25 protein-coding genes are annotated in these 24719 nt (G+C 72.6%); 19 read left to right on the top strand and 6 right to left on the bottom strand.

Annotation, left to right across the window (positions count from 1 at the left end; all coding sequences use genetic code 11):
• Window positions 1-12: 12 nt before the first annotated feature.
• The 4 genes from ACFO6V_RS16530 to ACFO6V_RS16515 are packed head-to-tail and all read right to left on the bottom strand — an operon-like array spanning window position 13 to window position 3945.
• On the bottom strand, window positions 13-822 hold the full coding sequence (locus tag ACFO6V_RS16530; RefSeq protein WP_377137045.1) for an ABC transporter ATP-binding protein: 810 nt from the start codon (window positions 820-822) through the stop codon (window positions 13-15).
• Window positions 819-1883 carry a FecCD family ABC transporter permease gene (locus ACFO6V_RS16525; protein ID WP_377137044.1) on the bottom strand — a complete coding sequence of 355 codons (1065 nt, stop codon included), beginning with the start codon at window positions 1881-1883 and terminating at the stop codon, window positions 819-821. The genes ACFO6V_RS16530 and ACFO6V_RS16525 overlap by 4 nt, the downstream gene beginning before the upstream one ends.
• Entirely contained in the window at window positions 1880-2899 is a 1020-nt protein-coding gene (locus ACFO6V_RS16520; protein WP_377137043.1) for a FecCD family ABC transporter permease, read from the bottom strand. Before ACFO6V_RS16520 ends, ACFO6V_RS16525 begins: the two co-directional genes overlap by 4 nt.
• Window positions 2896-3945, bottom strand: a complete 1050-nt coding sequence (locus ACFO6V_RS16515; protein ID WP_377137042.1) for an ABC transporter substrate-binding protein — start codon at window positions 3943-3945, stop codon at window positions 2896-2898. The genes ACFO6V_RS16520 and ACFO6V_RS16515 overlap by 4 nt, the downstream gene beginning before the upstream one ends.
• 159 nt (window positions 3946-4104) lie before the next feature.
• Here ACFO6V_RS16515 and ftsY point away from each other — a divergent pair, with 159 nt between their 5' ends.
• The 17 genes from ftsY (at window position 4105) to dprA (ending at window position 20422) form a co-directional block, all read left to right on the top strand.
• On the top strand, window positions 4105-5292 hold the full coding sequence (gene ftsY / locus ACFO6V_RS16510) for a signal recognition particle-docking protein FtsY (protein WP_377137040.1): 1188 nt from the start codon (window positions 4105-4107) through the stop codon (window positions 5290-5292).
• 285 nt (window positions 5293-5577) lie between these two features.
• Entirely contained in the window at window positions 5578-6879 is a 1302-nt protein-coding gene (locus ACFO6V_RS16505; protein ID WP_377137038.1) for an ammonium transporter, read from the top strand.
• A 43-nt stretch (window positions 6880-6922) separates the two neighbouring features.
• Window positions 6923-7261 (top strand): P-II family nitrogen regulator, encoded by a 339-nt coding sequence (locus tag ACFO6V_RS16500; protein WP_116674478.1) that lies wholly within the window; start codon window positions 6923-6925, stop codon window positions 7259-7261.
• Window positions 7262-7280: 19 nt separating this feature from the next.
• Window positions 7281-9098, top strand: coding sequence for a [protein-PII] uridylyltransferase family protein (locus ACFO6V_RS16495; protein WP_377137036.1), 1818 nt, complete (start codon window positions 7281-7283; stop codon window positions 9096-9098).
• 34 nt (window positions 9099-9132) lie between these two features.
• The gene (gene ffh / locus ACFO6V_RS16490; protein ID WP_377137034.1) at window positions 9133-10770 is read left to right on the top strand and encodes a signal recognition particle protein; all 1638 of its coding nucleotides are present in this window, start codon (window positions 9133-9135) and stop codon (window positions 10768-10770) included.
• Window positions 10771-10834: 64 nt separating this feature from the next.
• Window positions 10835-11956: an amidohydrolase family protein gene (locus ACFO6V_RS16485; protein ID WP_377137032.1), complete on the top strand. Its 1122-nt coding sequence runs from the start codon at window positions 10835-10837 to the stop codon at window positions 11954-11956.
• Window positions 11957-12178: 222 nt separating this feature from the next.
• Window positions 12179-12604, top strand: a complete 426-nt coding sequence (rpsP, locus tag ACFO6V_RS16480) for a 30S ribosomal protein S16 (protein WP_377137031.1) — start codon at window positions 12179-12181, stop codon at window positions 12602-12604.
• Window positions 12604-12843: an RNA-binding protein gene (locus ACFO6V_RS16475; protein WP_116674482.1), complete on the top strand. Its 240-nt coding sequence runs from the start codon at window positions 12604-12606 to the stop codon at window positions 12841-12843. The genes rpsP and ACFO6V_RS16475 overlap by 1 nt, the downstream gene beginning before the upstream one ends.
• A gap of 113 nt (window positions 12844-12956) precedes the next feature.
• Window positions 12957-13532: a ribosome maturation factor RimM gene (gene rimM / locus ACFO6V_RS16470; RefSeq protein WP_377137029.1), complete on the top strand. Its 576-nt coding sequence runs from the start codon at window positions 12957-12959 to the stop codon at window positions 13530-13532.
• Between the two features lies 1 nt (window position 13533).
• The gene (gene trmD, locus ACFO6V_RS16465; protein WP_377137027.1) at window positions 13534-14325 is read left to right on the top strand and encodes a tRNA (guanosine(37)-N1)-methyltransferase TrmD; all 792 of its coding nucleotides are present in this window, start codon (window positions 13534-13536) and stop codon (window positions 14323-14325) included.
• 240 nt (window positions 14326-14565) lie between these two features.
• Window positions 14566-14913, top strand: a complete 348-nt coding sequence (gene rplS / locus ACFO6V_RS16460) for a 50S ribosomal protein L19 (protein WP_116674485.1) — start codon at window positions 14566-14568, stop codon at window positions 14911-14913.
• A 210-nt stretch (window positions 14914-15123) separates the two neighbouring features.
• Window positions 15124-15894 (top strand): signal peptidase I, encoded by a 771-nt coding sequence (lepB, locus tag ACFO6V_RS16455; RefSeq protein WP_377137026.1) that lies wholly within the window; start codon window positions 15124-15126, stop codon window positions 15892-15894.
• The gene (locus ACFO6V_RS16450; RefSeq protein ID WP_377137024.1) at window positions 15895-16587 is read left to right on the top strand and encodes a ribonuclease HII; all 693 of its coding nucleotides are present in this window, start codon (window positions 15895-15897) and stop codon (window positions 16585-16587) included.
• Between the two features lie 7 nt (window positions 16588-16594).
• Entirely contained in the window at window positions 16595-16894 is a 300-nt protein-coding gene (locus tag ACFO6V_RS16445) for a DUF2469 domain-containing protein (RefSeq protein ID WP_116674488.1), read from the top strand.
• Window positions 16895-17098: 204 nt separating this feature from the next.
• Entirely contained in the window at window positions 17099-17530 is a 432-nt protein-coding gene (locus tag ACFO6V_RS16440; protein ID WP_377137022.1) for a YraN family protein, read from the top strand.
• On the top strand, window positions 17530-19077 hold the full coding sequence (locus ACFO6V_RS16435) for a YifB family Mg chelatase-like AAA ATPase (protein ID WP_377137020.1): 1548 nt from the start codon (window positions 17530-17532) through the stop codon (window positions 19075-19077). The genes ACFO6V_RS16440 and ACFO6V_RS16435 overlap by 1 nt, the downstream gene beginning before the upstream one ends.
• Entirely contained in the window at window positions 19070-20422 is a 1353-nt protein-coding gene (dprA, locus tag ACFO6V_RS16430) for a DNA-processing protein DprA (RefSeq protein ID WP_377137018.1), read from the top strand. The genes ACFO6V_RS16435 and dprA overlap by 8 nt, the downstream gene beginning before the upstream one ends.
• Window positions 20423-20425: 3 nt before the next feature.
• Here the strand turns inward: dprA and ACFO6V_RS16425 are convergent, their stop codons facing one another.
• Window positions 20426-21382: a quinone oxidoreductase family protein gene (locus ACFO6V_RS16425; RefSeq protein ID WP_377137016.1), complete on the bottom strand. Its 957-nt coding sequence runs from the start codon at window positions 21380-21382 to the stop codon at window positions 20426-20428.
• 160 nt (window positions 21383-21542) lie between these two features.
• Between ACFO6V_RS16425 and ACFO6V_RS16420 the strand changes: the two genes are divergently transcribed.
• The gene (locus tag ACFO6V_RS16420) at window positions 21543-22451 is read left to right on the top strand and encodes a tyrosine recombinase XerC (RefSeq protein WP_377138154.1); all 909 of its coding nucleotides are present in this window, start codon (window positions 21543-21545) and stop codon (window positions 22449-22451) included.
• A gap of 70 nt (window positions 22452-22521) precedes the next feature.
• Here the strand turns inward: ACFO6V_RS16420 and ACFO6V_RS16415 are convergent, their stop codons facing one another.
• A complete protein-coding gene (locus tag ACFO6V_RS16415) occupies window positions 22522-23202 on the bottom strand; it encodes a murein hydrolase activator EnvC family protein (RefSeq protein ID WP_377137014.1) in 681 nt (226 codons plus the stop codon).
• A gap of 447 nt (window positions 23203-23649) precedes the next feature.
• On the opposite strand from ACFO6V_RS16415, the gene rpsB reads away from it, so the two are divergent.
• On the top strand, window positions 23650-24624 hold the full coding sequence (gene rpsB, locus ACFO6V_RS16410; RefSeq protein WP_377137012.1) for a 30S ribosomal protein S2: 975 nt from the start codon (window positions 23650-23652) through the stop codon (window positions 24622-24624).
• The last annotated feature ends 95 nt before the right edge of the window (window positions 24625-24719 follow it).

Raw genomic sequence — 24719 nt, 5'->3', positions numbered from 1 at the left:
CTGCACCATCTGCTAGGCCTGTACCGTCCGGTGCGGCACGATCACGGGCGTGCCGTTCAGCGGGTCGGTGAGGATCGACGCCTCCACGGAGAACACCTCGCGCAGCAGGTCGGCTGTCACCACCTCGGCGGGCGAGCCCTCCGCGACGATCTCGCCGTCGCGCATGGCGACGATGTGGTGCGCGTAGCGGCAGGCGAGGTTGAGGTCGTGCAGCACCATGACGACCGTCCGCGCCCGGTCCCGGTTGAGCGTCGAGACCAGCTCCAGCACGTCGAGCTGATGAGCCATGTCCAGGTAGGTGGTCGGCTCGTCCAGGAGCAGCAGGTCCGTCTGCTGGGCGACCGCCATGGCGATCCAGGCCCGCTGGCGCTGCCCGCCGGACAGCTCGTCCACGTCCCGCGCGGCGAGGCCCTCGGTACCCGTGGCGCGCAGCGCGTCCGTCACGGCCTCCGTGTCCGCCTCGCCCCACTGGTGCCACCAGCTCTGGTGCGGGTGGCGCCCGCGCGAGACGAGGTCCCGGACGCTGATGCCCTCGGGCGAGACAGGAGACTGGGGCAGCATGCCCATGACGCGAGCCACCTCCCGGGTGGGCCGGTCGGCGATCGCCTTGCCGTCCAGCAGCACGGTGCCGCTCGTGGGCGGCATGAGCCGGGCCAACCCGCGCAGGAGCGTGGACTTGCCGCAGGCGTTCGGCCCGACGATGACCGTGACCTGCTGGTCGGGCACGTCGAGCGACAGCGCACGCACGACGGTCCGGTCGCCGTAGCCGAGGGTGACCGCGTCCGCCCGCAGGCGGGCGTCGGACGCGATGGCCGTGTTCATGGGGTACCTCTCGTCGAGCGGCGGCGCTGCAGCAGGTACAGCAGGTAGGGCGCGCCCACCAGGGCGGTCAGCACGCCGACGGGGAGCTGGAACGGCAGCGCCGTGCGTGCGACGGTGTCCGCCACCAGCACGAGCGCGGCGCCGGCGGCGCCCGCCAGGACCGGCGGGATGTCGGGGACGGCGGCCAGCCGGCGGGCCACCTGCCCGGAGACCAGCGCGACGAACGCGACCGGTCCGGCGGCCGACGTCGCCAGGGCGGCGAGGAGCACCGCGATCACCAGCAGGGCCGCCCGGGCGGCGCCCGGCCGGACGCCCCACCCGGCGACGACGTCGTCCTCGAACAGGAGCGCACGGTTGGTGTGGGCGAGCACCAGGGCGGCGGGCAGCAGGAGTGCCACGCCGACGACGACGGGCACGGCCTCGCCCCAGCCGCGCGCGTTCAGGCTGCCGGTGAGCCAGGCCGCCGAGCGCTGCGCGTCGTAGACGTCGATCCGGGTCAGCAGGAACTGGGTCAGCGCCGTGAGCGCCGCGGACAGCGCGATGCCGACCAGGAGGATGCGCCTGCCGCGCAGGGCGCCGTCCCGGGCGAGCAGCGCGATCAGCGCGGCGGCGGCAAGGCCGCCCGCGAGGGCCGCGACCGGGACGGGGACGACGCCGACGGGGCCGCCCAGCGAGCCGATCGCGATGACGGCCACCACGGCCACCGAGGCGCCCGCGCTGATGCCGAGCACGTCGGGGCTGGCCAGCGGGTTGCGCAGCACGCTCTGGCTCAGCCCGCCGGAGACCCCGAACGCGGCGCCGACGACGACGGCCAGGACGACCCGGGGGAGCCTGACCTCGAGCACCGCGTAGACGGTGTTCTCGGGTCCGTGCCCCTGGAGCGCCGCCCACAGGGCGGCGGGCGTCGTCGGTTCGTCGCCCAGGCTCAGGGCGGTCGCGGCCACGAGCGCGAGGAACAGCAGCGTCCCGAGCACGGCGACGACCACTCGTCGGCGCGGCCGGGGCCGGGGCAGCAGGGAGCGCGCCGTCCGGACGGGCCGGCGGGGCGGGGCGGCGATCACCGGGAACGCTCCTTCGCGCGCCGGGTCAGCCAGATGAAGAAGGGCGTGCCGAGCAGCGCCGTGACGACGCCGACCTGTACCTCCGCCGGGCGCGCGACCAGCCGGCCGACGACGTCAGCCGTCACCAGGAGCAGGGGTCCGAGCAGCGCCGAGAGCGCGAGCACCCGCCGCACGTCGGTCCCGACCAGGGCCCGGGCGACGTGCGGGATGACCAGGCCCACGAAGGCGATCGGGCCGGCCAGCGCCACGGCGGTGCCCGAAAGGAGGACGACCGCCGCCCCGGCGAGCAGCCGGGTCCGCATGACGGCGACGCCGAGGGCGGCCGCCGTGTCGTCCCCGAGGGCCAGGGCGTTGAGCGAGCCGGAGACGACCACGGCCAGGACGCCGCCCGCGACCGCCGGCGGGATCGCCGGGAGCAGCACCGCGGGGTCGGGCAGGCTCAGCGCGCCCACCACCCAGAACCGGTACTGGTCCATGGTGGAGGCGTTGAGCAGCACCGTCGCCGAGACGGCCGCGCCGAGGAACGCCGTCATGGCCATCCCGGCGAGCGTCATGTTCACCGGCGTCAGCCCTTCCGGCGACCGGCTCGCGAACAGGTAGACGGCGGCGGTCGCCAGGGCCGCGCCGGCCAGCGCCAGCAGCACGCGGGGTGTCCCCGCCCCGAGGCCGAGGAACGCGCTGCCCGCCACGACCGCCACGGCGCCGCCCGCGGAGATGCCGAGCAGGCCGGGGTCAGCCAGCGGGTTGCGGGTGACCGCCTGTGCGAGCACCCCGGCGACGCCCAGCGCCGAGCCGACGAGCAGGCCGAGCAGGGTCCGGGGCAGCCGCAGCTCCCAGATCACCGTCGCGGCGATGCCGTCGTGCCCCAGCAGCCCGGCGAAGGTCTCGGCGGGGGACAGGACCCGCGTGCCCACCGTGACGCCGGCCAGCGCGGCGGCGACCAGCAGGACGAGCGTGACCAGCAGGACGGCGGCGAGCGCCGTCCTGCTCGCCGCGATGGTCCGGGGTGCGCTCACCGCTGGTCGGCGGCGATGGCTTCCAGGTCGTCGAGGACCAGGTCGGCCCCCGTCACACCCAGACCCAGGTACCAGGTCTCGTCCGCCACCTCGCGCACGACGCCGCCGTTCGCCACCGCGGGGACCTGGTCCCAGAGGGGGCCGTCGACCACTGCCGCCTGCTCGGTGGCGTCGGGCTGGCCGTAGGTGCCCCACAGCAGCCAGTCGCCCTCGGCGAGCGTGATCTCCTCGGCGGAGATCTCCACGGCGAGGTCCGCGATGTCCTCGGTCTCCGGCCGGGGCAGGCCGGCGTCGGCGAGGATGATGCCGATGAACGAGTCGTTGGCGTACAGCCGGATCTGGCCGGCCATGAAGCGCAGCATCGAGATGGTGGGTGCCGTGCCGCCGTTCGCCTCGGCGACCTCGGCCCCGACCTCCGCGGCGCGCGTCTCGTAGGCGGTCAGGAGCTCCTGCGCCTTCTCCTCCTCGCCGACGGCGGCGGCGTTGAGCAGGAAGTTCTCCTTCCAGAGCACGCCGGGACGAGGTGCGAGGACGGTCGGCGCGATGTCCTGCAGCTGACGCTTGAGGTTGTCGTCGTCGATCCGGAGCGACGTGCCGAGGATCAGGTCCGGCTCGAGGTTCTTGATCTGTTCGAGGTCCAGGGCGTCGTACGGGCCCAGGTCCACGGCGTCGCCGACGTCGAGGTAGTCGGGAGCCATCCCGACGTCGGCGGGGTGGGCGATGCCGACAGGTTCGATGCCGAGGGATGCCATGTTGTCGAGCTCGCCCGTGTCGAGCACGACGACGCGCTCCGGCTTGGCGGGGATGACGGTCTCGCCGACCTCCTCGTTGGCCACGAGGTTGCGTACCGTGCGGGGGAACTCGCCGGGTGCTGCGTCGGTGCCGAGCTGCGCGGCCAGCTTCTGGACGTCGGCGAACCCGTCCTGGCCGGCGGCGACGTTGGACTTGTTGTCGCCGTCGCCGCCCTCGTCGGCCGCACCGCAGCCGGTGAGGAGGACGGCTCCGAGGGCCAGGGTGGCGACGGTCGCTGACAGGGCGCGGGGCATGGTGGTGTTCCTCTGTGTCCTGGATGAAAGTGGCACGGCCACGTCACCCTACACTCGTGATTAGGCAAGCCTAAGAACGGGTCGGTTGCCGGAGGCACCTGGCGGCCGGGCGGACGGCGGCTGCCGCGCCGCCGTCCACGGGATGGAAGAATCTGGGGCGTGAACGAGCTTCCCTGGATCGAGATCATCTCCGCCGTCGTCGTCCTCGCGGGTGGCGGCGGTATCGCCGGCCTCCTCGTTGCCCGACGCCGGAGGCGCACCCAGGACCAGGGTGGCGGCCGGACGGCGGTCGAACGCGAGCCGGAGGTAGCGGTCGAGCCGGGGGCCTCGACGAGCCCGACCCGCGAGGAGACGAGCCCCACGCGCGACGCGCCGAGCCCCACCCGCGAGGCGCCCCTCGAGACCCCGGCCCCCACCGCCGGCCGCCTGGTGCGGCTCCGCGACCGCCTCGCGCGCTCCGGCTCGCCCCTGGGTGCGCGGCTGCTGTCCGTGCTGTCCCGCGACTCGCTCACCGAGGACGACTGGGACGAGATCGAGGAGGAGCTGCTCCTCGCGGACGTCGGGGCGGGCCCCACGACAGAGCTGCTGGAGGCGTTGCGTACCAAGGTCCGGGTGCTGGGCGTACGGGAGCCCGCCGCGGTGCGCGACCTGCTCCGCTCCGAGCTGGTGGCGCTCCTGGACCCGACCCTCGACCGCACGCTGCGGACCGAGCCGACCACCGCTGACGACGGCACGCACCTGCCCGCCGTGACCCTCGTGGTGGGCGTGAACGGCACGGGCAAGACGACGACGGTCGGCAAGCTCGCCCGGGTGCTGGTGGCCGACGGCCGCAGCGTCGTGCTCGGCGCCGCCGACACCTTCCGGGCGGCGGCGGCGGACCAGCTCACCACCTGGGGCGACCGGGTGGGCGTACCCACCGTGCGTTCCGACCGCGAGGGCGCCGACCCGGCGTCGGTCGCGTTCGAGGCGGTCGCGCGCGGACGCGACGAGAAGATCGACGTCGTGCTGGTGGACACCGCCGGGCGCCTGCAGAACAAGGCGGGCCTCATGGACGAGCTCGGCAAGATCGTGCGGGTCTCCAGCAAGGTCGCCGCGCCGAGCGAGGTGCTGCTGGTGCTGGACGCGACCACTGGCCAGAACGGACTCTCCCAGGCGCGCGTCTTCGCGGAGGTCGCCGGCGTCACGGGAATCGTGCTGACGAAGCTCGACGGCACCGCCAAGGGCGGCATAGTCGTCCAGGTGCAGCGGGAGCTCGGCGTCCCGGTCAAGCTCATCGGCCTCGGCGAGGGCCCGGACGACCTGGCGCCGTTCGACGTGGAGGAGTTCGTCGACGGCATTCTGGGCTGATTCCTCATCAGTAATTGCGCGGTGGAGCGCTCTTTAATGGACGACTGTCCAACAGGTGAGAATGCTATGTGAGCGGCACGTTACAAGCGCATAGCCGTCAAATATCGAGCCGATCACAGTTCGGTCCAAAAATTCGCCCAACCCGGACGCGAAATGAGACGTTTACATGCCGCCCGTCTGCGTCACGCATTCGTAACCTCGATGCAGGTCGCGCGTAACCGCTTCCCGCGACGGTAGTCGCGGTGGGCCGAGTCACCAGGACCGGTCCGGGGAGAGAGGCACCTGATGGAATTCGAACTGGACAGTGGAAACACTGCCTGGATGATCACCGCCTCCTCGCTCGTGCTGCTGATGACGCCGGGCCTGGCGTTCTTCTACGGCGGCATGGTGCGCGGGAAGAGCGTCCTCAACATGATGATGATGAGCTTCAGCTCGATCGGCGTCGCCGGTCTGATCTGGGTGCTCTACGGCTACTCGCTGACCTTCGGTTCCGACATCGGCGGCATCATCGGCAACCCTGCCGACTTCTTCGGCCTCGCGATGACCGACGACGAGTCGCTGATGGCCGCCGTCGGCGTCCCGGCAACCGTCGCCGCTGCCTTCCAGGCGACCTTCGCGATCATCACGGTCGCCCTCATCTCCGGCGCGATCGCTGACCGCGTCAAGTTCGGCACCTGGCTCGTCTTCGCCGCCCTCTGGGTGACGCTGGTCTACAGCCCCGTCGCGCACATGGTGTGGGGCGGCGGCCTGCTGGGCGTCGACGGCCCGATCGCGACGGCCCTCTCCGCACCCATCGACTTCGCCGGCGGCACCGTGGTGCACATCAACGCCGGTGTGGCCGGTCTCGTGCTCGCGCTGGTCATCGGCAAGCGCAAGGGCTTCGGCACCGAGGCCATGCGCCCGCACAACCTCCCGTTCGTCATGCTCGGTGCGGCCCTCCTCTGGTTCGGCTGGTTCGGCTTCAACGCCGGTTCGGAGTTCGCCGCCGACGGCACGGCCGGCCGCGCCTGGCTGAACACGCTCGTCGCGACCGGTGTCGCGATGCTGGCCTGGATGGCCACCGAGAAGCTTCGTGACGGCGCACCGACCACCCTCGGTGCCGCGTCGGGTGTGGTCGCCGGTCTGGTCGCCATCACTCCGGCCGCCGCGGCGGTCGACACCTTCGGTTCCATCGCCATCGGCGTCGTGGCGGGCATCCTCTGCGCCCTGGCCGTCGGCCTGAAGTTCAAGTTCGGCTTCGACGACTCGCTCGACGTCGTCGGTGTGCACCTGGTCGGTGGCCTCGTCGGCACCGTGCTCCTGGGCTTCTTCGCCACGGACAACGCGAGCTACGGGGTCTGGTACCCGGAGGGCGCGCTGAACGGCCTGTTCTACGGGGGCGGCTTCACGCAGCTCATCAGCCAGATCGTCGCCGCGCTCGTCGCCGTCATCTTCAGCGCCGTCGTCACCGCGATCATCGCCTACGCCCTGAAGTTCACGCTGGGCTGGCGCATCTCCGAGGAGGCCGAGGTCAGCGGTATCGACCTCGCCGTCCACGGTGAGACCGCATACGAGAACTCCGGCTCTACGATCACCGAGGTGCGCTGACCGTGACCACGGTGCAGCAGCCGACTCTGAAGGAGGTACGCGCATGAAGCTCGTCACGGGTGTCATCCAGCCCCACCGTCTCGACGACGTGAAGACGGCGTTGGAGGGTGCGGGGGTTCGCGGTATGACCGTGAGCGAGGCCAGCGGCTACGGCCGGCAGAAGGGCCACACCGAGGTCTACCGCGGTGCCGAGTACACCGTCGACCTGGTGCCGAAGGTCCGCATCGAGGTCCTCGTCACGGACGCCGACGTCACCGCGGTGACCGACGCGATCGTCGGCGCGGCCCAGACCGGCAAGATCGGTGACGGCAAGGTGTGGGTGGTGACGGTCGACGACGTCGCCCGCGTGCGCACCGGCGAGCACGGCGACTCCGCCCTCTGACGGGAGCGTTCGTCGACGTATGAGCAGTGACCCGGCGCCCGAGGGCGCCAGGGAGCAGCCGGAGGCCCCGCACCCCACCGCTGGGGTGCGGGGCCTCCGCGACGAGCTCCTCACCATCGCCGCGGACCTGACCGGTCCGGGCCGTTCGGGCCTGGCCCGGCGGTCCGCCGTCGGGCAGCGGGTCACCGACCGGCTCGGTTCCTTGTTCGCTGAGGCGACCAGGGACGTGGACCCGTCGGGTATCGCGCTGGCGGCGGTCGGCAGCCTCGGCCGGGGCGAGCTCGGGCCCCTGAGCGACCTCGACCTCGTGCTCGTGCACGACGGGCGGACCCACGGTCCGGAAGAGCTGCAGCAGGTGGCCGAACGCCTCTGGTACCCGCTGTGGGACTCGGGCGTGGACATCGACCACGCGGTGCGCTCCCTGAGCCAGTCCCGGCAGGTCGCGGCGAGCGACCTCCCGGCGGTGATCGGCTGGCTGAGCGTGCGCGCGGTGGCCGGCGACGCCGTCGTCGTGCACCGTGCCGCGACCGCGGTGCTCACCGACTGGCGCGCCGCCGCGCGGCGGCGGCTGCCCGAGCTGATCACGTCCACCCGGGACCGCGCGCAGCGCGCGGGGGAGCTCGCGTACCTCATCGAGCCCGACCTCAAGGAGGCGCGCGGCGGCATGCGGGACGCTGTCCTGCTGTCCGCGCTCGCCGCCACCTGGCTCACCGACCGTCCGCACGGCGCGGTGGACGCGTCCTACACGCACCTGCTCGACGTGCGCGACACCCTGCAGGTGGTCACGCGGCGACGCACCAGCCGCCTGCTGCTGGCCGATCTCGAAGAGGTCGCCGAGCTCACCGGGTACGACGACGGCGACGAGCTGCTGGCGAGCCTCGCCGAGGCGGGCCGGGTCATCTCCTACGCGCTCGACATGACGGTGCGCGGCGCGCGGCAGGCCCTGTCGCGCCCGGTGGGCGTCGGCAAGCCCCTGTGGGTGCGCGGACGGCGCACGCCGCCGCGCCTCCGCTCGGTGGGCGACGGCCTGGTCGAGCACGACGGCGAGCTCGTGCTCGGCGTCGGCACCCGCCCGGCCGAGGACCCGCTGCTGCCGCTGCGGGCCGCCGCGACCGCTGCCAGGACCGGGCTCGTGCTCTCGCCGGTGACCATCCGGAGCCTGGAGCAGTGCCCGCCCCTGCCCGAGCCGTGGCCGCCGGCCGCACGCGAGAGCCTGCTCGCGCTGCTCGCAGCAGGGCAGGCGCAGGTCCCGGTGTGGGAGGCGCTCGACCTCGCCGGGGTGGTCACCTCCTGGATCCCGGAGTGGGCGGACGTGCGCAACCGGCCGCAGCGCGCGGCGATCCACCGGCACACCGTGGACCGGCACCTCGTCGAGACGGCGGCCGTGGCGGCGAAGCTGCGCCGCCACCTGCCGGAGCTGGCGTCCGGCACCGGCGCGCACCCTGGGGCGACATCGGGCGACCTCCTGCTGCTCTCCGCGTTGCTGCACGACATCGGCAAGGTGCGCGGCGCCGCCGACCATTCGGTCGAGGGGGCCCGGCTGGTGCCGGGCATCCTGACGCGCGCCGGCTTCGCACCCCAGGTGGTCGACGACGTCACGCGGCTCGTGCGGCACCACCTCACGCTCGCGGACCTGGCCACCACCGCCGACCCCGCCGACCCGGCGACGCTCGCGACACTCCTGGACGCCGTGGACCACCGGCGCGACCTGCTCGACGTGCTGCGCGCCCTGACGGAGGCGGACACGACGTCCCTGGGCCCGAAGCACTGGACGGGCTGGCGGGCGAGGCTCGTGGACGGGCTCACGGAGCGGGCCCGCGCGCTGCTGCCCGGATGAACGACTCGTGACCCCCGTCGATTAGGCTGTGCCCGTGTTCAATTCCCTGTCCGACCGGCTTACCTCGACGTTCAAGAACCTGCGCGCGCGGGGCCGTCTCTCCGAGGCGGACATCGACGCGACCGTGCGGGAGATCCGCCGCGCCCTCCTCGACGCCGACGTCGCGGTGCCCGTGGTGCGCGAGTTCACCGCCGCGGTGCGCGAGCGCGCGCTCTCGTCCGAGGTCTCCGGTGCGCTGAACCCCGCCCAGCAGGTCGTCAAGATCGTCAACGAGGAGCTCGTCGACATCCTCGGCGGGGCCACGCGCCCGCTCACGCTGGCCAAGACGCCGCCCACCGTGATCATGCTCGCGGGTCTGCAGGGTGCCGGTAAGACGACGCTGGCCGGAAAGCTCGCGCACGCGCTGAAGGGGCAGGGCCACACGCCGGTGCTGGTCGCCGCCGACCTGCAGCGCCCGAACGCCGTGACCCAGCTGTCCGTGGTCGCCGAACGCGCCGGCGTGCCGGTGTTCGCGCCGCACCCGGGCAACACCTCGGTGGCCGACGACCCCGCCGCCGACGCGCCGCTGATCGGCGACCCGGTGGGAGTCGCGCGGGACGGCGTCGCCTACGCCAAGGAACGCCAGCACGACGTCGTCATCGTGGACACCGCCGGCCGCCTCGGCATCGACGAGGTGCTGATGCAGCAGGCCTCGGACATCCGCGCCGCGGTGAACCCGGACGAGGTCCTGTTCGTCATCGACGCGATGATCGGCCAGGACGCGGTGAACACCGCCAAGGCGTTCGCCGACGGCGTCGACTTCACCGGCGTGGTGCTCTCCAAGCTGGACGGTGACGCCCGCGGTGGTGCCGCCCTCTCGGTCGCCAAGGTGACCGGCCGGCCCATCATGTTCGCGTCCACGGGCGAGAAGCTCACGGACTTCGAGGTCTTCCACCCCGACCGCATGGCGAGCCGCATCCTCGACATGGGTGACGTGCTCACCCTGATCGAGCAGGCCGAGAAGGCGTTCGACGCCGGCGAGGCCGAGAAGATGGCGGCCAAGGTCGCCAGCGGCCAGGACTTCACGCTCGCGGACTTCCTGGTGCAGATGCAGCAGCTGAAGAACATGGGCTCGATGAAGAAGATGCTCGGCATGCTGCCGGGCATGGCCCAGATGCGCGACCAGCTCGACCAGTTCGACGAGCGCGAGGTGGGTCGCATCGAGGCGATCATCCACTCGATGACGCCCGCCGAGCGTGAGAACCCGAAGATCATCAACGGCTCGCGCCGAGCCCGGATCGCCAAGGGCTCCGGCACCACGACGACGGCCATCAACCAGCTCCTGGAGCGGTTCGAGAACGCCCAGAAGATGATGCGCCAGATGTCGAAGGGCGGCGGCATGGGCCCCGGCGGTATGCCCGCGATGCCCGGCGGTCCCGGCATGGGCATGGGCAAGAAGTCGCGCGGCAAGACGGCTCCGCCGAAGAAGGGCAAGAAGGGCAAGTCCGGGAACCCGGCCAAGCGCGCCCAGCAGGAGCAGGAAGCGATGCAGCGCGCGCTCGGCGGCGGACCCGCGGCCGCCCCGCCGGCGCCGGCCGGCTCGGCCTTCGGCGTCGCCCCCAAGAAGGACGCTGCGCCCGACCTCAGCAACATCGAGCTCCCGCCCGGCCTGGAGAAGTTCCTGGGTCGGTGACGGTGGCCTGTGGTCCCACGGGCTGAATCTGGGAGTACGAGTTCGGGGAGAACGAGGGAGCCGCATGTCTGCGCTGGAAGGTCCGACCGCGGCGATCCGCGGGCGCATCCTGCTGGGTGACGACCGCGAGGCCGAGGAGATCTGGGTCCGCGGGGGTCGCGTCAGCCTGACGCGCCCGTCGGCGCAGGGCACCAACATGCAGATCCTTCAGGGCTGGGCGCTGCCCGGCCTGGTGGATGTGCACTGCCACATCGGGCTGGCCGCCGACGGCGTCGTGCCGGTGGAGGAGGCCGAGAAGCAGGCGGTGGCCGACCGCGACGCCGGAGTGCTGCTGATCCGCGACGCCGGCTCGCCGCTGGACACCGCGTGGGTGCACGACCGCAGCGACCTGCCGCACCTGCTGCGCTCGGGCACGCACCTGGCGCTGCGCAAGCGGTACCTGCGCAACTACGGGCTCGAGCTGGAGTCGCCCGAGCAGCTCCCCGAGGCGGTGCGCACCCAGGCCCGGCGCGGCGACGGCTGGGTCAAGCTCGTGGGCGACTGGATCGACCGGTCCCTCGGGGCCGACGGCGACCTGCGCCCGCTGTGGCCCGAGGACCTGCTCAAGGAGGCGGTCGCCGTCGCGCACGCCGAGGCCGCCCGGGTCACCGTGCACGCCTTCGCCACCGAGACCATCGACTCTCTGCTGGCCGCCGGGGTGGACTGCATAGAGCACGGGACCGGCATGACCGCCGAGCACATGGCGGCGGCCGCCGAACGCGGGATCGCGGTGACGCCCACCCTGCTGCAGATCGGCCAGTTCGAGAGCATCGCAGCGCAGGCCGACGGCAAGTACCCGGTGTACGCGGCGCGGATGCGCGCCATGTACGCGAACCGCTACCAGCAGGTGCGCGACCTGCACGAGGCAGGCGTGCGGCTCCTGGTGGGCACCGACGCGGGCGGGACCATCTCCCACGGCCGGATCGCCGACGAGTGCGCCGAGCTGGTGGCTGCGGGCATCCCGGCGGCGGAGGTCGTGGCGATGGCGTCCTGGCGAGCCCGCGACTACCTGGGTTTCGGGGCCGTCGTCGAGGGCTCCAGCGCCGATCTCGTGGTGTACCCGGCGGACCCGCGCGAGGACATCGAGGTGCTGCGTCACCCCACGGCGGTCGTCCTGCGCGGCACGGTGTACCCGACGGCGCGCTGACCTGTCAGACGTACAGGTCACCCGGGTGACCTGTACGTCTGACACGTCAGTGCGGTGTGACGCACACGCGGTTGGTGGCGCCCCTCGCCGTCTGGCACAATGTGCAGGTACTCGGCGTGCCCGGGCCCCTCTCACCCGGCAAGGCCGCGTCTCGGTTCAACCCACCGCTTCACCCCACGTCGCGGTGCTCGGACCACCCCATTCAACAGGAGATACCACTTCGTGGCTGTCAAGATTCGTCTCAAGCGCCTCGGCAAGATCCGGGCCCCGTACTACCGTGTCGTCGTCGCCGACTCGCGCACCAAGCGCGACGGTCGCGTGATCGAGGAGATCGGCAAGTACCACCCGACCGAGGAGCCGTCGCTCATCGAGATCAAGTCGGAGCGCGCACAGTACTGGCTCGGCGTCGGCGCACAGCCGACCGAGCAGGTCGCCGTACTGCTCAAGGTGACCGGTGACTGGCAGAAGTTCAAGGGCCTGCCGGGCGCCGAGGGCACCCTGCGCGTCAAGGGCGAGAAGGCCGACTCGGCCGCCGCCATCGAGGCCGTCAACGCCGATGCCGAGAAGGCCAAGGCCAGGGCTGCCGAGAAGGCTGCTGCCGCCGCCGCCGAGGCTCCGGCTGCGCCGGCCGAGGGCGACGAGGCCTGATGCTCTCGGAGGCCCTCGAGCACCTGGTGCGCGGCATCGTGGACAACCCGGAAGACGTTCGCGTCTCCGCGAAGACGCTGCGCCGTGGTGACCTGCTCGAGGTCCGCGTGCACCCCGACGATCTCGGCCGAGTCATCGGCCGAGGTGGTCGCACGGCTCGCGCTCTGCGCACCGTGATCGGTGCGCTTGCCGCAGAGGGTCCGGTGCGGGTCGACGTCGTGGACGTCGACCGGCGCTGAGCGCATCACTGCTCTGCACGACGACGAGGCCCGGTCCGAACGTGGACCGGGCCTCGCTCGTTCCCGTCGAACCGCTGGTCGAGACCCCCAACCTTCACTCTTCGAGGAGACACATGCAGCTGACCGTCGCCCGCGTCAGCAAGGCGCACGGGCTCAAGGGCGAGGTAGCCCTCGAAGTGCGCACGGACGACCCGGAGACCCGGCTCGCGATCGGCGAGCGGCTCGAGACGGTCCCGGCCGACGTCGGGCCGCTGACCGTGACGCACGCGCGCGAGCACCAGGGCCGGTGGCTGGTCACGTTCGCCGAGATCAGCGGCCGGACCGCCGCCGAGAACCTGCGCGGGACCGAGCTCGTCATCGAGGCCGACGCCTCCGACGAGGAGGACGCCTGGTACCCGCACGAGCTCGCGGGCCTGCGCGTCGAGCTCGAGGACGGCACGGTGGTCGGCAAGGTGATCTCGCTGGAGTACATGCCGGCGCACGAGTCGCTCCTGATCGAGGAGACCCTGCCCGGCGGCGGCACCGTCCGCACGCTGGTCCCGTTCGTCCTGGCGATGGTGCCCGTGGTCGACGTCGAGGGTGGTCGCGTCGTGGTGACCCCGCCCGCCGGGCTGCTGGCGCGCGACGCCGACGCCGCGATCGTCGACCGTGCTGATGATGTCGACGCGGTCGACCAGGAAGACGACTGACGTGCGCGTCGACGTCATCTCGATCTTTCCCGACTACCTGGCGGCGCTCGACCTGTCGCTCGTGGGCAAGGCGCGGCAGCGCGGCCTGCTGGACCTGCGGGTGCACGACCTGCGCGGCTGGACGACCGACCGGCACCGCACGGTCGACGACACCCCGTTCGGCGGGGGAGCCGGCATGGTCATGCGTCCCGACGTCTGGGGCCTCGCGATCGACGAGGTGCTGGACACCGGTGCGACGGGCGCGCACCTGATCGTCCCCACGCCGTCGGGCGAGGTGTTCACGCAGCGGCACGCCGAGAGCCTGGCGACGGCGGAGCAGCTCGTGTTCGCGTGCGGACGGTACGAGGGCATCGACGCGCGTGTGGCGCAGCACTACCGGGACGCCGGGATCACCGTGCACGAGCTGTCGATAGGCGACTACGTGCTCAACGGCGGCGAGGTCGCCTCGCTGGTCATGATCGAGGCAGTGGCGCGGCTGATCCCCGGCATGGTCGGCAACCCGGACTCCCTGGTGGAGGAGTCGCACGGCGCCGCGGGGCTGCTGGAGTACCCGGTGTACACGAAGCCGCCGTCGTGGGCGGACCTCGAGATCCCGGAGGTGCTGCTGTCGGGGCACCACGCGAAGATCGAGCGCTGGCGCCGGGACCGCGCGCTGGAGCGGACGGCGCGGCTGCGGCCGGACATGATCGCCGCGCTCTCCGTGACGAACCTGGACAAGCACGACCTGGCGCTGCTCGCGGAGCTCGGCTGGGTGCGCGGCCCGGACGGCACCGACGGGCTGGTCCGGGCCTGAGGTCGCCCCTGCCCGACGTCACACCTGCTCCGGGAGCCGGTTCGCACGTGCGTGTGGCAGAATTACCCCTCGGTGCGTCGCCGGTCAGGTCTCTGCCACAGGGGACGGCCGGGGCGGGCAACCGCCCCTGACCGGGTAAAGCCGCACCAGCATCCACACCCTTCCGGGACCCGACGGCCAGCAGGCCGCGGCGGGGCCCACGATATTCGTGCCTGACCTGTGGCAGGCCCGGAGAGAACAATGCAGAAGCTCGACATGATCGACGCAGCCTCGCTGCGGTCCGACATCCCGGAGTTCCGTGCCGGCGACACCGTCAAGGTGAACGTCAAGGTCGTCGAGGGCAACCGCTCTCGTGTCCAGGCCTTCCAGGGCGTCGTCATCTCCCGCCACGGCGGCGGGATCGGCGAGACGTTCGCTGTCCGCAAGGTCAGCTTCGGTGTCGGCGTGGAGCGCAAGTTCCCGCTGCACGCGCCGTCGATCGAGTCCATCGAGGTCGTCAGCCGCGGCATCGTCCGTCGCGCGAAGCTCTACTACCTGCGCGACCTGCGCGGCAAGAAGGCGAAGATCCGCGAGAAGCGCGACAACTGACGCGCCTGCGTCACAGCATCGGCATCGGCCGTCGTCCTCAGCTTCGAGGGCGGCGGCCTTCGTCGTACGTGACCTGCGTCTGTGTTGATATCAGACAGGGCTCGTGTGCGCTCGCGAGCCATTTCGCCGCAGGCGCTCGGAGGTGACAGAGTTACCCCCGTGACGAGTTTCGACCGGGTGGCGCCGCCCACCCCTATTGATGGGACGCCCTTGAGCTCAGCAGAACCGTGGGAGAGCAGCGGGGCGCATCGAGAGGGCGGAGCCGCGCACGGTCGTGAACCGAGAAAGCAGCAGTCCGGCTTCGTCGCGATGCTCCGGGAGATCGGGATCATCGTCGTCAGCGCGCTGATCCTGTCGTGGCTCATCAAGACGCTGCTGGTGCAGCCGTTCTACATCCCCAGCGCGTCCATGGAGGACACGCTGACGCAGGGCGACCGCGTGATGGCGTCGCGCCTGACACCCGGCCCGTTCGACCTGAAGCACGGGGACATCGTCGTCTTCGTGGACCCGGGCGACTGGCTGCCGCCGTACGTGCCGCCGGAGCGTGGGCCGATCGGCGACGGCATGGTGTCGTTCCTGACCACCGTCGGCCTGCTGCCGCAGGACACCGGCGACCACCTCATCAAGCGCCTGATCGGGCTGCCTGGTGACACCGTCGTGTGCTGCGACGCCGAGGGGCGCGTGTCGGTGAACGGCACGCCCATCGACGAGACGTCGTACATCAAGCCCGGGTCGATCCCGAGCGAGGACCAGTTCGAGGTCACCGTGCCCGACGGCATGCTCTGGGTGATGGGCGACAACCGCCAGAACTCCCAGGACTCCCGCAAGAACCGCGGCAAGCCCGGCGGAGGTTTCGTACCCGTCGACAACGTGGTCGGGACGGCGTTCGCCACGGTGTGGCCGCTGGACCGGCTGAACTGGCACAGCAACCCCAGCGACGTGTTCGCCGGTGTTCCGGACGCGCCTCCAGCGGAGAAGTAGGTGGTCCGCGCGGTCCCGACGCTGCGACACGAAAGGGCGCTGCTCGCCTCCGGCGCCCGCCTCGTCGCGGGCATGGACGAGGTGGGGCGCGGCGCCCTCGCGGGCCCGGTCAGCGTGGGCGTCGTGGTGGTCGACGCCGCCACGCGCACCGGGCCCAAGGGCGTCGCCGACTCCAAGCTCCTGACGCCCGCCGCGCGCGAGGCGATCGCGCCGGCTGTGCGGCGCTGGGCGGTGGCCTGGGGCGTCGGCCACGCGGGTCCCGCGGAGATCGACGAGGTCGGGATCATCGCGGCACTCAGGTTGGCCGGCCGGCGTGCGCTCGCCCAGGTGCGTCTGATGTGCGGCGACGTCGACGTCGTCGTGCTGGACGGAAAGCACGACTGGCTCTCCACGCCCTCGCTCGACCTGTTCGCGGCGGCGGACGCCCCGGACGACTCAGTGCGCGACCCCGCCGTGCGGACGCTGATCAAGGCCGACATGACCTGCACGTCGGTGGCCGCTGCCAGCGTGCTGGCCAAGGTGGAGCGGGACGGGATCCTGGTCGAGCTGGCGCAGCGGCACCCGGAGTACGCCTGGGACCAGAACAAGGGGTACAGCGCCAAGGCCCACATGGACGCGCTGGGGCTGCACGGTCCGACGCCGCAGCACCGTAGATCCTGGAACCTGCCCGGAACCGCGGCGTCGGTGGGATGATGTCGTCGTGAGCGCCGAAGACCTCGAGAACTACGAGACGGAGATGGAGCTCGCGCTCTATCGGGAGTACCGGGACGTGGTGGGCCTGTTCTCCTACGTGGTGGAGACCGAACGCCGGTTCTACCTCGCCAACCAGGTGGACCTGCAGGTGCGGTCCGCGGCGGGCGAGGTGTATTTCGAGCTGCGGCTCGCCGACGCCTGGGTGTGGGACGTCTACCGTTCCGCGCGCTTCGTGAAGTCGGTGCGCGTGGTGACGTTCAAGGACGTGAACGTCGAGGAGCTCGCGAAGGCGGAGCTGTCGCTCTGACGCGGCTCGGCTCGACCTCGTAGCTCTGTCGGAACCAGTGGCTCTGCTGAAACTTGTCGCGGGCCGGCACAGACCCGCCTGACGAGACCGCAACGTTCCGTGCACGACGCCGGGCCTGTGGAACGTCGATCTGTGCACAGGCGACCCGATGCACCCCGCCGGGCGGCGCTGCCGTGACCAAGGTTGGTCACGGAGGTGGACGCGATGGCGAAGAAGGACGGCGTAGGCCGGTACGGCGAACGCGTAGCGCTGCGGCACGTGGTGTCGCGCGGCTGGCAGGTGCTCGACACCAACTGGCGCGGCAAGGACGGGGAGCTCGACATCGTCGCGCTCGACGGTGACGTGCTCGTGGTGATCGAGGTCAAGACCCGGTCGGGCCACGGGTTCGGGCACCCGGCGGAGGCGGTCACGCCGCGGAAGCTGGCGCGGATCAAGCGGCTGACCGGACAGTGGCTCACCGTGTTCCGGGAGCGGCTCGCGGCGGCCCGGATGGCCGAGGAGGCCAATCCGGGCTGTCCGGTGCCGGTGCTGCCGGACGTGCGCACCCGCTTCGGGGCGATCCGGATCGACGTGGTAGCGGTGACGCTGCAGGAGCAGGGGCGGGCCGTCGTCGAGCACCTCGAGTCGGTGGCCTGATGGGGACGGCGACCACGCGAGGGGTCTCCCTCGTCGGGATGCAGGGGCACGTGGTGGAGGTGCAGGCGCACCTCGCGGCGTCCGTCCCCGGGTTCACGCTGGTCGGCCTGCCGGACGCCGCCCTGAGCGAGTCCCGCGACCGGGTCCGGGCAGCCGTGACCAGCACGGGGCTGCAGTGGCCCGTCAAGAAGATCACGGTGAACCTGTCGCCCGCGTCGCTGCGCAAGCAGGGCAGCGCGTACGACCTGGCGATCGCCGTGGCGATCCTGGCGGGAGCCGAGGGGCCCACGTCAGCGGGTCTGCGGCGCGACGGCCTGGACCGGGTGGTGCACCTGGGCGAGCTCGGGCTCGACGGGCGGCTCCAGCCCGTGCGCGGGGTGCTGCCGGCGGTCGCGGCTGCGGTGGGCGCTGGGTATCCGGACGTGGTGGTGGCGGCCGGGGACCTCGACGAGGCGCGGCTGGTGCCAGGCGCCCGCGTGGTGGGTGCGGCGAGCCTGGCCGAGGTGCTGGCGCTGCACGGCGGGCCGCCCGAGCTGGTGCGCGAGGTGGTGACCGTGCGGCCGACTCGGACCGCGCTGGCCGCCCGCGTGCCGGGTGACCTGGCCGACGTGCTGGGACAGGAGCGGCCGCGGGCGGCCCTCGAGGTGGCGGCCGCCGGTGGCCATCACCTGCTGCTGGTCGGGCCGCCGGGGGCCGGCAAGACCATGCTGGCCTCTCGGCTGCCTGGGATCCTCCCCGATCTCACCGACCGCGAGGCGGTCGAGGTCACGGCGGTGCACTCCGTCGCGGGTACGTTCGACCCGGGCGGTGGGCTGATCCGTCGGCCCCCGTTCGAGGACCCGCACCACACGGCCACGCAGGCCGCGGTGGTGGGCGGCGGGTCGGGCATCCCGCGTCCGGGTGCGGTGTCGCGGGCGCACCGCGGGATCCTGTTCTTGGACGAGGCCCCAGAATTTCGCGCGGGGGTCCTGGAGACGCTGCGCCAGCCGCTGGAGCAGGGCGAGCTCGTGATCCACCGGTCGGGCGGCGCGGCGCGCTACCCGGCCCGGTTCCAGCTCGTGCTCGCGGCGAACCCTTGCCCCTGCGGGCTGGCGGTCGGCAAGGGGCTCGAGTGCAGCTGCTCGCCGACGTTACGGCGCCGGTACTTCGCGCGGCTGTCCGGCCCGCTGCTGGACCGGGTGGACGTGCAGGTCGAGGTGCAGCCGGTCGACCGCGTGGAGCGGCTGGAGGGCAGGTCCGAGGCGACGTCGGTGGTGGCAGCCCGCGTGCTCGCCGCGCGGCAGGCCGCACGCGTCCGGCTGGCCGACACGCCGTGGTCCACCAATGCCGAGATGCCCGGGCCCTTCCTGCGCGACCTGCTGCGGCCGCACCCGGGTCTGCTCGGCCCGATCGAGCGGGCGATGACCGACGGCCGGCTCAGCCTGCGCGGCGTCGACCGGGTGCTGCGGATGGCCTGGACCATCGCGGACCTGGCGGGGCGCGCCGCGCCCACGGTGCCCGACGTCGGGAACGCGCTGCTGCTGCGCACCGGGGGCGACCATGGGTGAGCCGCTCTTCGACCTGCCCCGCACGGGTCTCAGGTTCGACGCCGACGATCCGGTACTGGCCCGGGCCGCCTGGAGCCGGATCGCCGAGCCGGGGGATCCGGTGGCCGGCGCACTGGTGGGCAACCTCGGTCCCGTCGCCGCGCTCGACTGGCTGGTGGACGCGGCCCGGTCCCCGGACCGGGCGGGCGCGGCACTCCGCCGGATCGGCGGTGCCGGGGCACTGGACGCCGTACCGGGCCGCGGTCCTGGACCGGGCGGGGGCGGCCGGGCCGACGCACCCGGGCGCCTGCTCGGGCCGCGTGCCGAAGGGCCCGCCGCCGAAGGGCCCGCCGCCGAAAGGCATGGGCCCGGCGGAGCCACTTCGGGCGCTCGGGCCGCGGACCTGGTCGTGGCCGCCGTGCTGCGCTGGGCGCCCCGGCTCGAACGGCTCGATCCCGAGGGCGAGCTCGCAGTGCTCGGCCGGTACGGCGGCACGTTCCTGACCCCGGACGACCCGCGCTGGCCGGCCGGGGTCGCCGACCTGGGCGTGGGCGGTCCACTGGCGCTGTGGGTGCGGGGCGACCCGGACCTGGCCCGGCTGGCGGAACGTTCGGTGTCCCTGGTGGGTTCACGGGCCTGCACGGACTACGGCATCCGCGTGACGAGGACCCTGGCGTGCGGCCTGGCCGACCGCGGGTTCACGGTGGTCTCGGGCGGCGCCAACGGCATCGACGCGGAGGCGCACCGGGGCGCGCTGGTGTCCGGGTCGCCGACCGTGGCCTTTCTCGCGGGAGGCGTCGACCGGCTCTACCCCGCGAGCAACACAGACCTGCTCCGGCGGACCGTCGAGCAGGGTGCGGTGGTGAGCGAGGTGCCGCCGGGTTCGGTACCGGGCAAGCAGCGCTTCCTCAAGCGCAACCGCCTCATCGCGTCGCTGACCTCGGGCACCGTCGTGGTCGAGGCGTCGGTCCGATCGGGTGCGCTGTCCACCGCCAACCATGCGGCGAGGCTGCTTCGGCCGCTGGGGGCGGTGCCCGGGCCGGTCACGTCGATGGCTTCCGCCGGCTGCCACGAGCTCCTGCGACGGGGCGCCGCCGTCTGCGTCACAGATGCGGCGGAGGCGGCAGAGCTGGTCGGGGACGTGGGCGAGAGTGCGCCGGAACGCCGGGGCGAGACCCGGCTCGGCGACGACCTCGACGCGGCGGGCAAGGCGGTGCTGGACGCGCTACCCGTGCGGAAGGCGGCGCACGAGCGGTCGATCGCCCGCGCGGCAGGCCTCGCGCTCGGCGATACGACGGGTGCGCTCGGGCTGCTGGAGCTCATGGGCCTGGCCGAGCAGAAGGACGGAGGCTGGCGCAGGCGTTGAGGCTCACCGGGTCGGGTCGAGCAGCAGCTTGCCGACGGTGCCCCGCGAGCGCAGGGCCTCGTGCGCCGCGCGGGCGTCGGACAGGGCGTACTCGCCGCCCGCCACGGCGCGGACTCCGCCGGCCCGTGCGAGCTCGAAGAGCTCGGTCAGCGCGGTGCCGTAGAGGTCGCCGGGCAGGCGGAACACGTGAGGGAGCCACATGCCCGCCACGGTGGTGCTGTGGCCGAGCAGGTTGCGCAGTTCGACGGGCTTCGGCGGCGTGCGCCCCGCCATGCCGTAGAAGACCAGCCTGCCGAAGGGGGCGAGCGCCGCGACGCTCTGGTCGGTGGTGGTCCCGCCGACCATGTCGAGCACGATGTCCACACGGCGGCCGTTGGCCTCGATGAGGGTCGCGGTCATGTCGTCCGCGCGGGAGTCCACGGCGACGTCGGCGCCGAGCTCGAGGGCCAGGGCGCGCTTCTCGTCGCTGCTCGCCGTCGCGACGACCCGGCCTGCACCCCAGGCCTTGGCCAGCTGTACGGCTATCGTGCCGACACCGCCGGCCGCCGCGTGCACGACCACCGACTCGCCGGGCTCGAGGTGGGCGTTCTTGCGCAGCAGGATCCAGGCGGTGGTGCCCTGCACCAGCATGGAGAGGGCCGTGAGGTCGTCCACGCCGTCCGGCACGGGGAAGGTCATCGCCTCCTCGGCGACCGCACGCTCGGCGTATCCGCCGCCACCCGCCAGGAGTGCGACGACCCGCCTGCCGTCCGGCGTACGCCCGACCACCTCGCCCCCGGGGACGAACGGGAGCCTGGTCAGCGTCTGGTACGAGTTCTCCACCTGGTGCGTGTCGGCGTAGTTCAGGCCGATGCGCGTGACATCGATCAGCACCTGTCCGGGCCCTGCCGTCGGTTCGGGTACGTCGACGGCCTTCAGCACCTCGGGTCCGCCGAACTCGGTCACCTGTACAGCACGCATCTTTGCGTCCTCCTGTGCTCGTCCGACCAGCCATACTCGCAGACCTCGCGGGCACGGGCGAAAATGGCGGCGCGCCTGCTTCCGCGCACGCGACGGGAGCTGCACACTGGCAAACGTGGACCTTACCGACCTGTCCGGCTTGCCTCGGCTACCTGAGCACATGTCCGACGCCGTGTCCCGGTTCGGCAGCTACCTCGACGCGCAGCGCGGACACTCCGCCCATACGCGTCGCGCCTACGTGGCGGACGTGACGGACCTGCTCCGGTATGCGATGCGGCACGGCAGCACACGGCTCGACGCCATCGACCTCGTGCTCCTGCGCGGCTGGCTCGCGTCCCAGTCCGACCGCGGGCTCGCCCGCTCCACGCTTGCGCGCCGGGGCGCTTCCGCCCGCGCTTTCCTGCGCTGGGCGCACCGTTCCGGGCTGATCCCCGTGGACCCGTCGGCGCGCCTCGCGAGCCCCAAGGTGCCGCGCACCCTGCCTACCGTGCTCGACGTGGACGCGGCGGGCCGCCTGCTCGACGGCGCCCGGGCCGCGGCGGACGAGGCCGACGAGGCGAACCGGCCGGCGGCCCTGCGGTCGTGGGTCGCCGCCGAGCTGCTGTACGGCGCGGGCATCCGCGTGGGCGAGCTGGTGTCCGTCGACGTCGTCCACGTCGACTCCCGGGACCGGCTCGTGCGCGTGCTCGGCAAGGGTGGCAAGGAGCGGGTGGTGCCGTTCGGTATCCCGGCGGCCCGCGCGGTGGAGGCCTGGCTGACCGACGGCCGGCCCGAGCTCGTGACGGCCACCACCGGCGACGCCCTGCTCGTGGGGGAGCGTGGCGGACGCTGGGGCCAGCGCCAGGTGCGCGAGGCGGTGCACCGCCTCGCGGCCCAGGCAGGGGTCGACGACGTGGCGCCGCACGCGCTCCGGCACTCGGCCGCCACCCACCTGCTGCAGGGCGGCTCTGACCTCCGCGCGGTGCAGGAGGTGCTGGGCCACGCGAACCTCGCGACCACCCAGCGCTACACCCACGTGGACGCGGAGCGCTTACGCAGCGTCTACGCCCAGGCGTTCCCGCGCGCCTGACCCTTCCCCACCCGTTGAGTGCTGGGTATTTGTCCTCTCGAAACGGTTCGGGAGGACAAATACCCAGCACTCAACGGGTCGGTGGGTCCGGGAGGAGGACTATCGGTTGGGGGGTCAGCAGCGACAGCGGGTCTAGGTAGCGTTCGCCCCGGCGCACGCCCCAGTGGACGCAGGATCTCGGCGCGCAGTGGTTCGGCGTCGTGCCGCCGCCGTCCGCCCGGCTGCTCTCCACCACACCGATCGCCGACCCGGCGACGACGGCGGTCCCGACCGGCACCGAGGCGGCGACCGGCTCCAGGCTGGTCCGCAGCCCGTCCTGATGCGTGACGACGACCACCCCGCGCCGTGCGACCTGTCCCGCGAACGTCACCACACCCGGCCCGGGGGAGCGCACGCCGCTGCCCTCGGGGGCGACCAGGTCCACACCGCGGTGCCCGGCTCCCCACTCGTGCTCGGGTGCGTCGAACGGGCGGACCACCCCGGACGGCGGATCCACCCCGGCGACGGGCGCCACGTATCCGGTGGCGCCGGCCGCAGGTTCGTCGGCGTCTGTCAGGAGCCGGAGATCGGCACCCGCCAGGATCCCGCGACCGGCACCCGCCAGGCCCCCGACGTCGGGGCCCGAGCGGACCGCGGCGGCGGGCACCGCCGCGGTGAGCGCGACGAGCACGGCAGCGAGCAGCACGGTCAGGAGCGTCGTGGCGAGGCGGCCGAGGACGTGGCGGCCGGCGGGAGCTAGAAGTGGTCTCATGCAGAGAGCATCGACCGGCGTCGGCGCCTCCGGGGGCCGCGGGACCGCCGCCTGTGCACAGGTAGGCGCAGGTCCCGCCTGTGGTCGCGCTCGGAGCCCGCTACCGGCGTGGCGAGGGTCTCCGCCGCCGGGTCCTCGTTGCAAGGGCTGGTCGGGTAGACTTCCACCCGCGACCGGTATGCACTCCCGATCCGGCAGACGGACAGCCTGGCTGACTGTCGGCCCGGCACGGGGAGCACTCGATCGACAACGCGCGTCACACCAAAGTCGCGTCCGGCAGCGGTCCGGCCCACAGGGTCGGCGTCGGGCACGGCGTGGCGCCAGGGGCACCGAAGCAATGCGGTGCCGATCCAACCCAAACCGCGGTCAGGGCTATCGGTCCTGCGCCGCCCTGAAATGCGTGCGGAGGACCCGGGTCGATCTCGGGCCGCACCGAAAGGACGTGTCATGGCCGTCGTGTCCATGCGCCAGCTCCTCGAGAGCGGTGTCCACTTCGGACACCAGACCCGCCGTTGGAACCCGAAGATGAAGCGGTTCATCTTCACGGAGCGCAACGGCATCTACATCGTCGACCTGCAGCAGTCGCTGCACTTCATCGACAACGCCTACGACTTCGTCAAGGAGACGGTCGCCCACGGCGGCTCGATCCTCTTCGTCGGCACCAAGAAGCAGGCTCAGGAGCCGGTGGCCGAGCAGGCCGCCCGCGTCGGGATGCCTTACGTGAACCACCGCTGGCTCGGTGGCATGCTCACGAACTTCACCACCGTGCACAAGCGCCTTCAGCGGATGAAGGAGCTCGAGGAGATCGACTTCGACGACGTGGCGGCCTCGGGCCTCACGAAGAAGGAGCTCCTGGTCCTGCGCCGCGAGAAGGACAAGCTCGCGCGCACGCTCGGCGGTATCCGTGACATGGCCAAGGTTCCCTCGGCCGTCTGGATCGTCGACACGAACAAGGAGCACCTCGCGGTGGACGAGGCCCGCAAGCTGGGCATCCCCGTCGTCGCGATCCTCGACACCAACTGCGACCCCGACATGGTCGACTACGCGATCCCGGGCAACGACGACGCGATCCGCTCCGTCACGCTGCTCACCCGCGTGATCGCGGACGCCGCCGCCGAGGGCCTCATGCAGCGTCACTCCGGTGGTAACAAGACCGGTGCCGAGGCCGAGGTCGCCGCCGAGCCCCTCGCCGAGTGGGAGCGCGAGCTCCTCGCCGGTTCCGAGGGCGCCGTCAGCGATGCCGCTGCTGAGGCTGCCGCATCCGCTACCCCGGCAGCACCCGCCGCGGTCGTCGAGGCCGTGGAGGCCGCCGAGGCCGCTCCTGCCGCTGCGCCGGAGGCCGTCGTCGAGGCTGCCCCCGAGGTCGCCGAGCCCGCCGCCGAGGCTGCTCCCGAGGCCGCTGAGGCCGAGACCGAGAAGTGACGTGCTGCGCTGACCGGGTCCGGCTCGTCCGGACCCGGTCAGCGCACCGTTCCTCGGGTCTCACGACCTCCCACGAACAACACGACTGCACGGAG

Origin of the sequence: Promicromonospora alba (assembly GCF_042654905.1) — a bacterium.
In the GTDB taxonomy this organism is placed as follows: domain Bacteria; phylum Actinomycetota; class Actinomycetes; order Actinomycetales; family Cellulomonadaceae; genus Promicromonospora; species Promicromonospora alba.
Note: the sequence above shows the minus strand (reverse complement) of the source record. Positions and strands in the feature narration are given on the sequence as shown.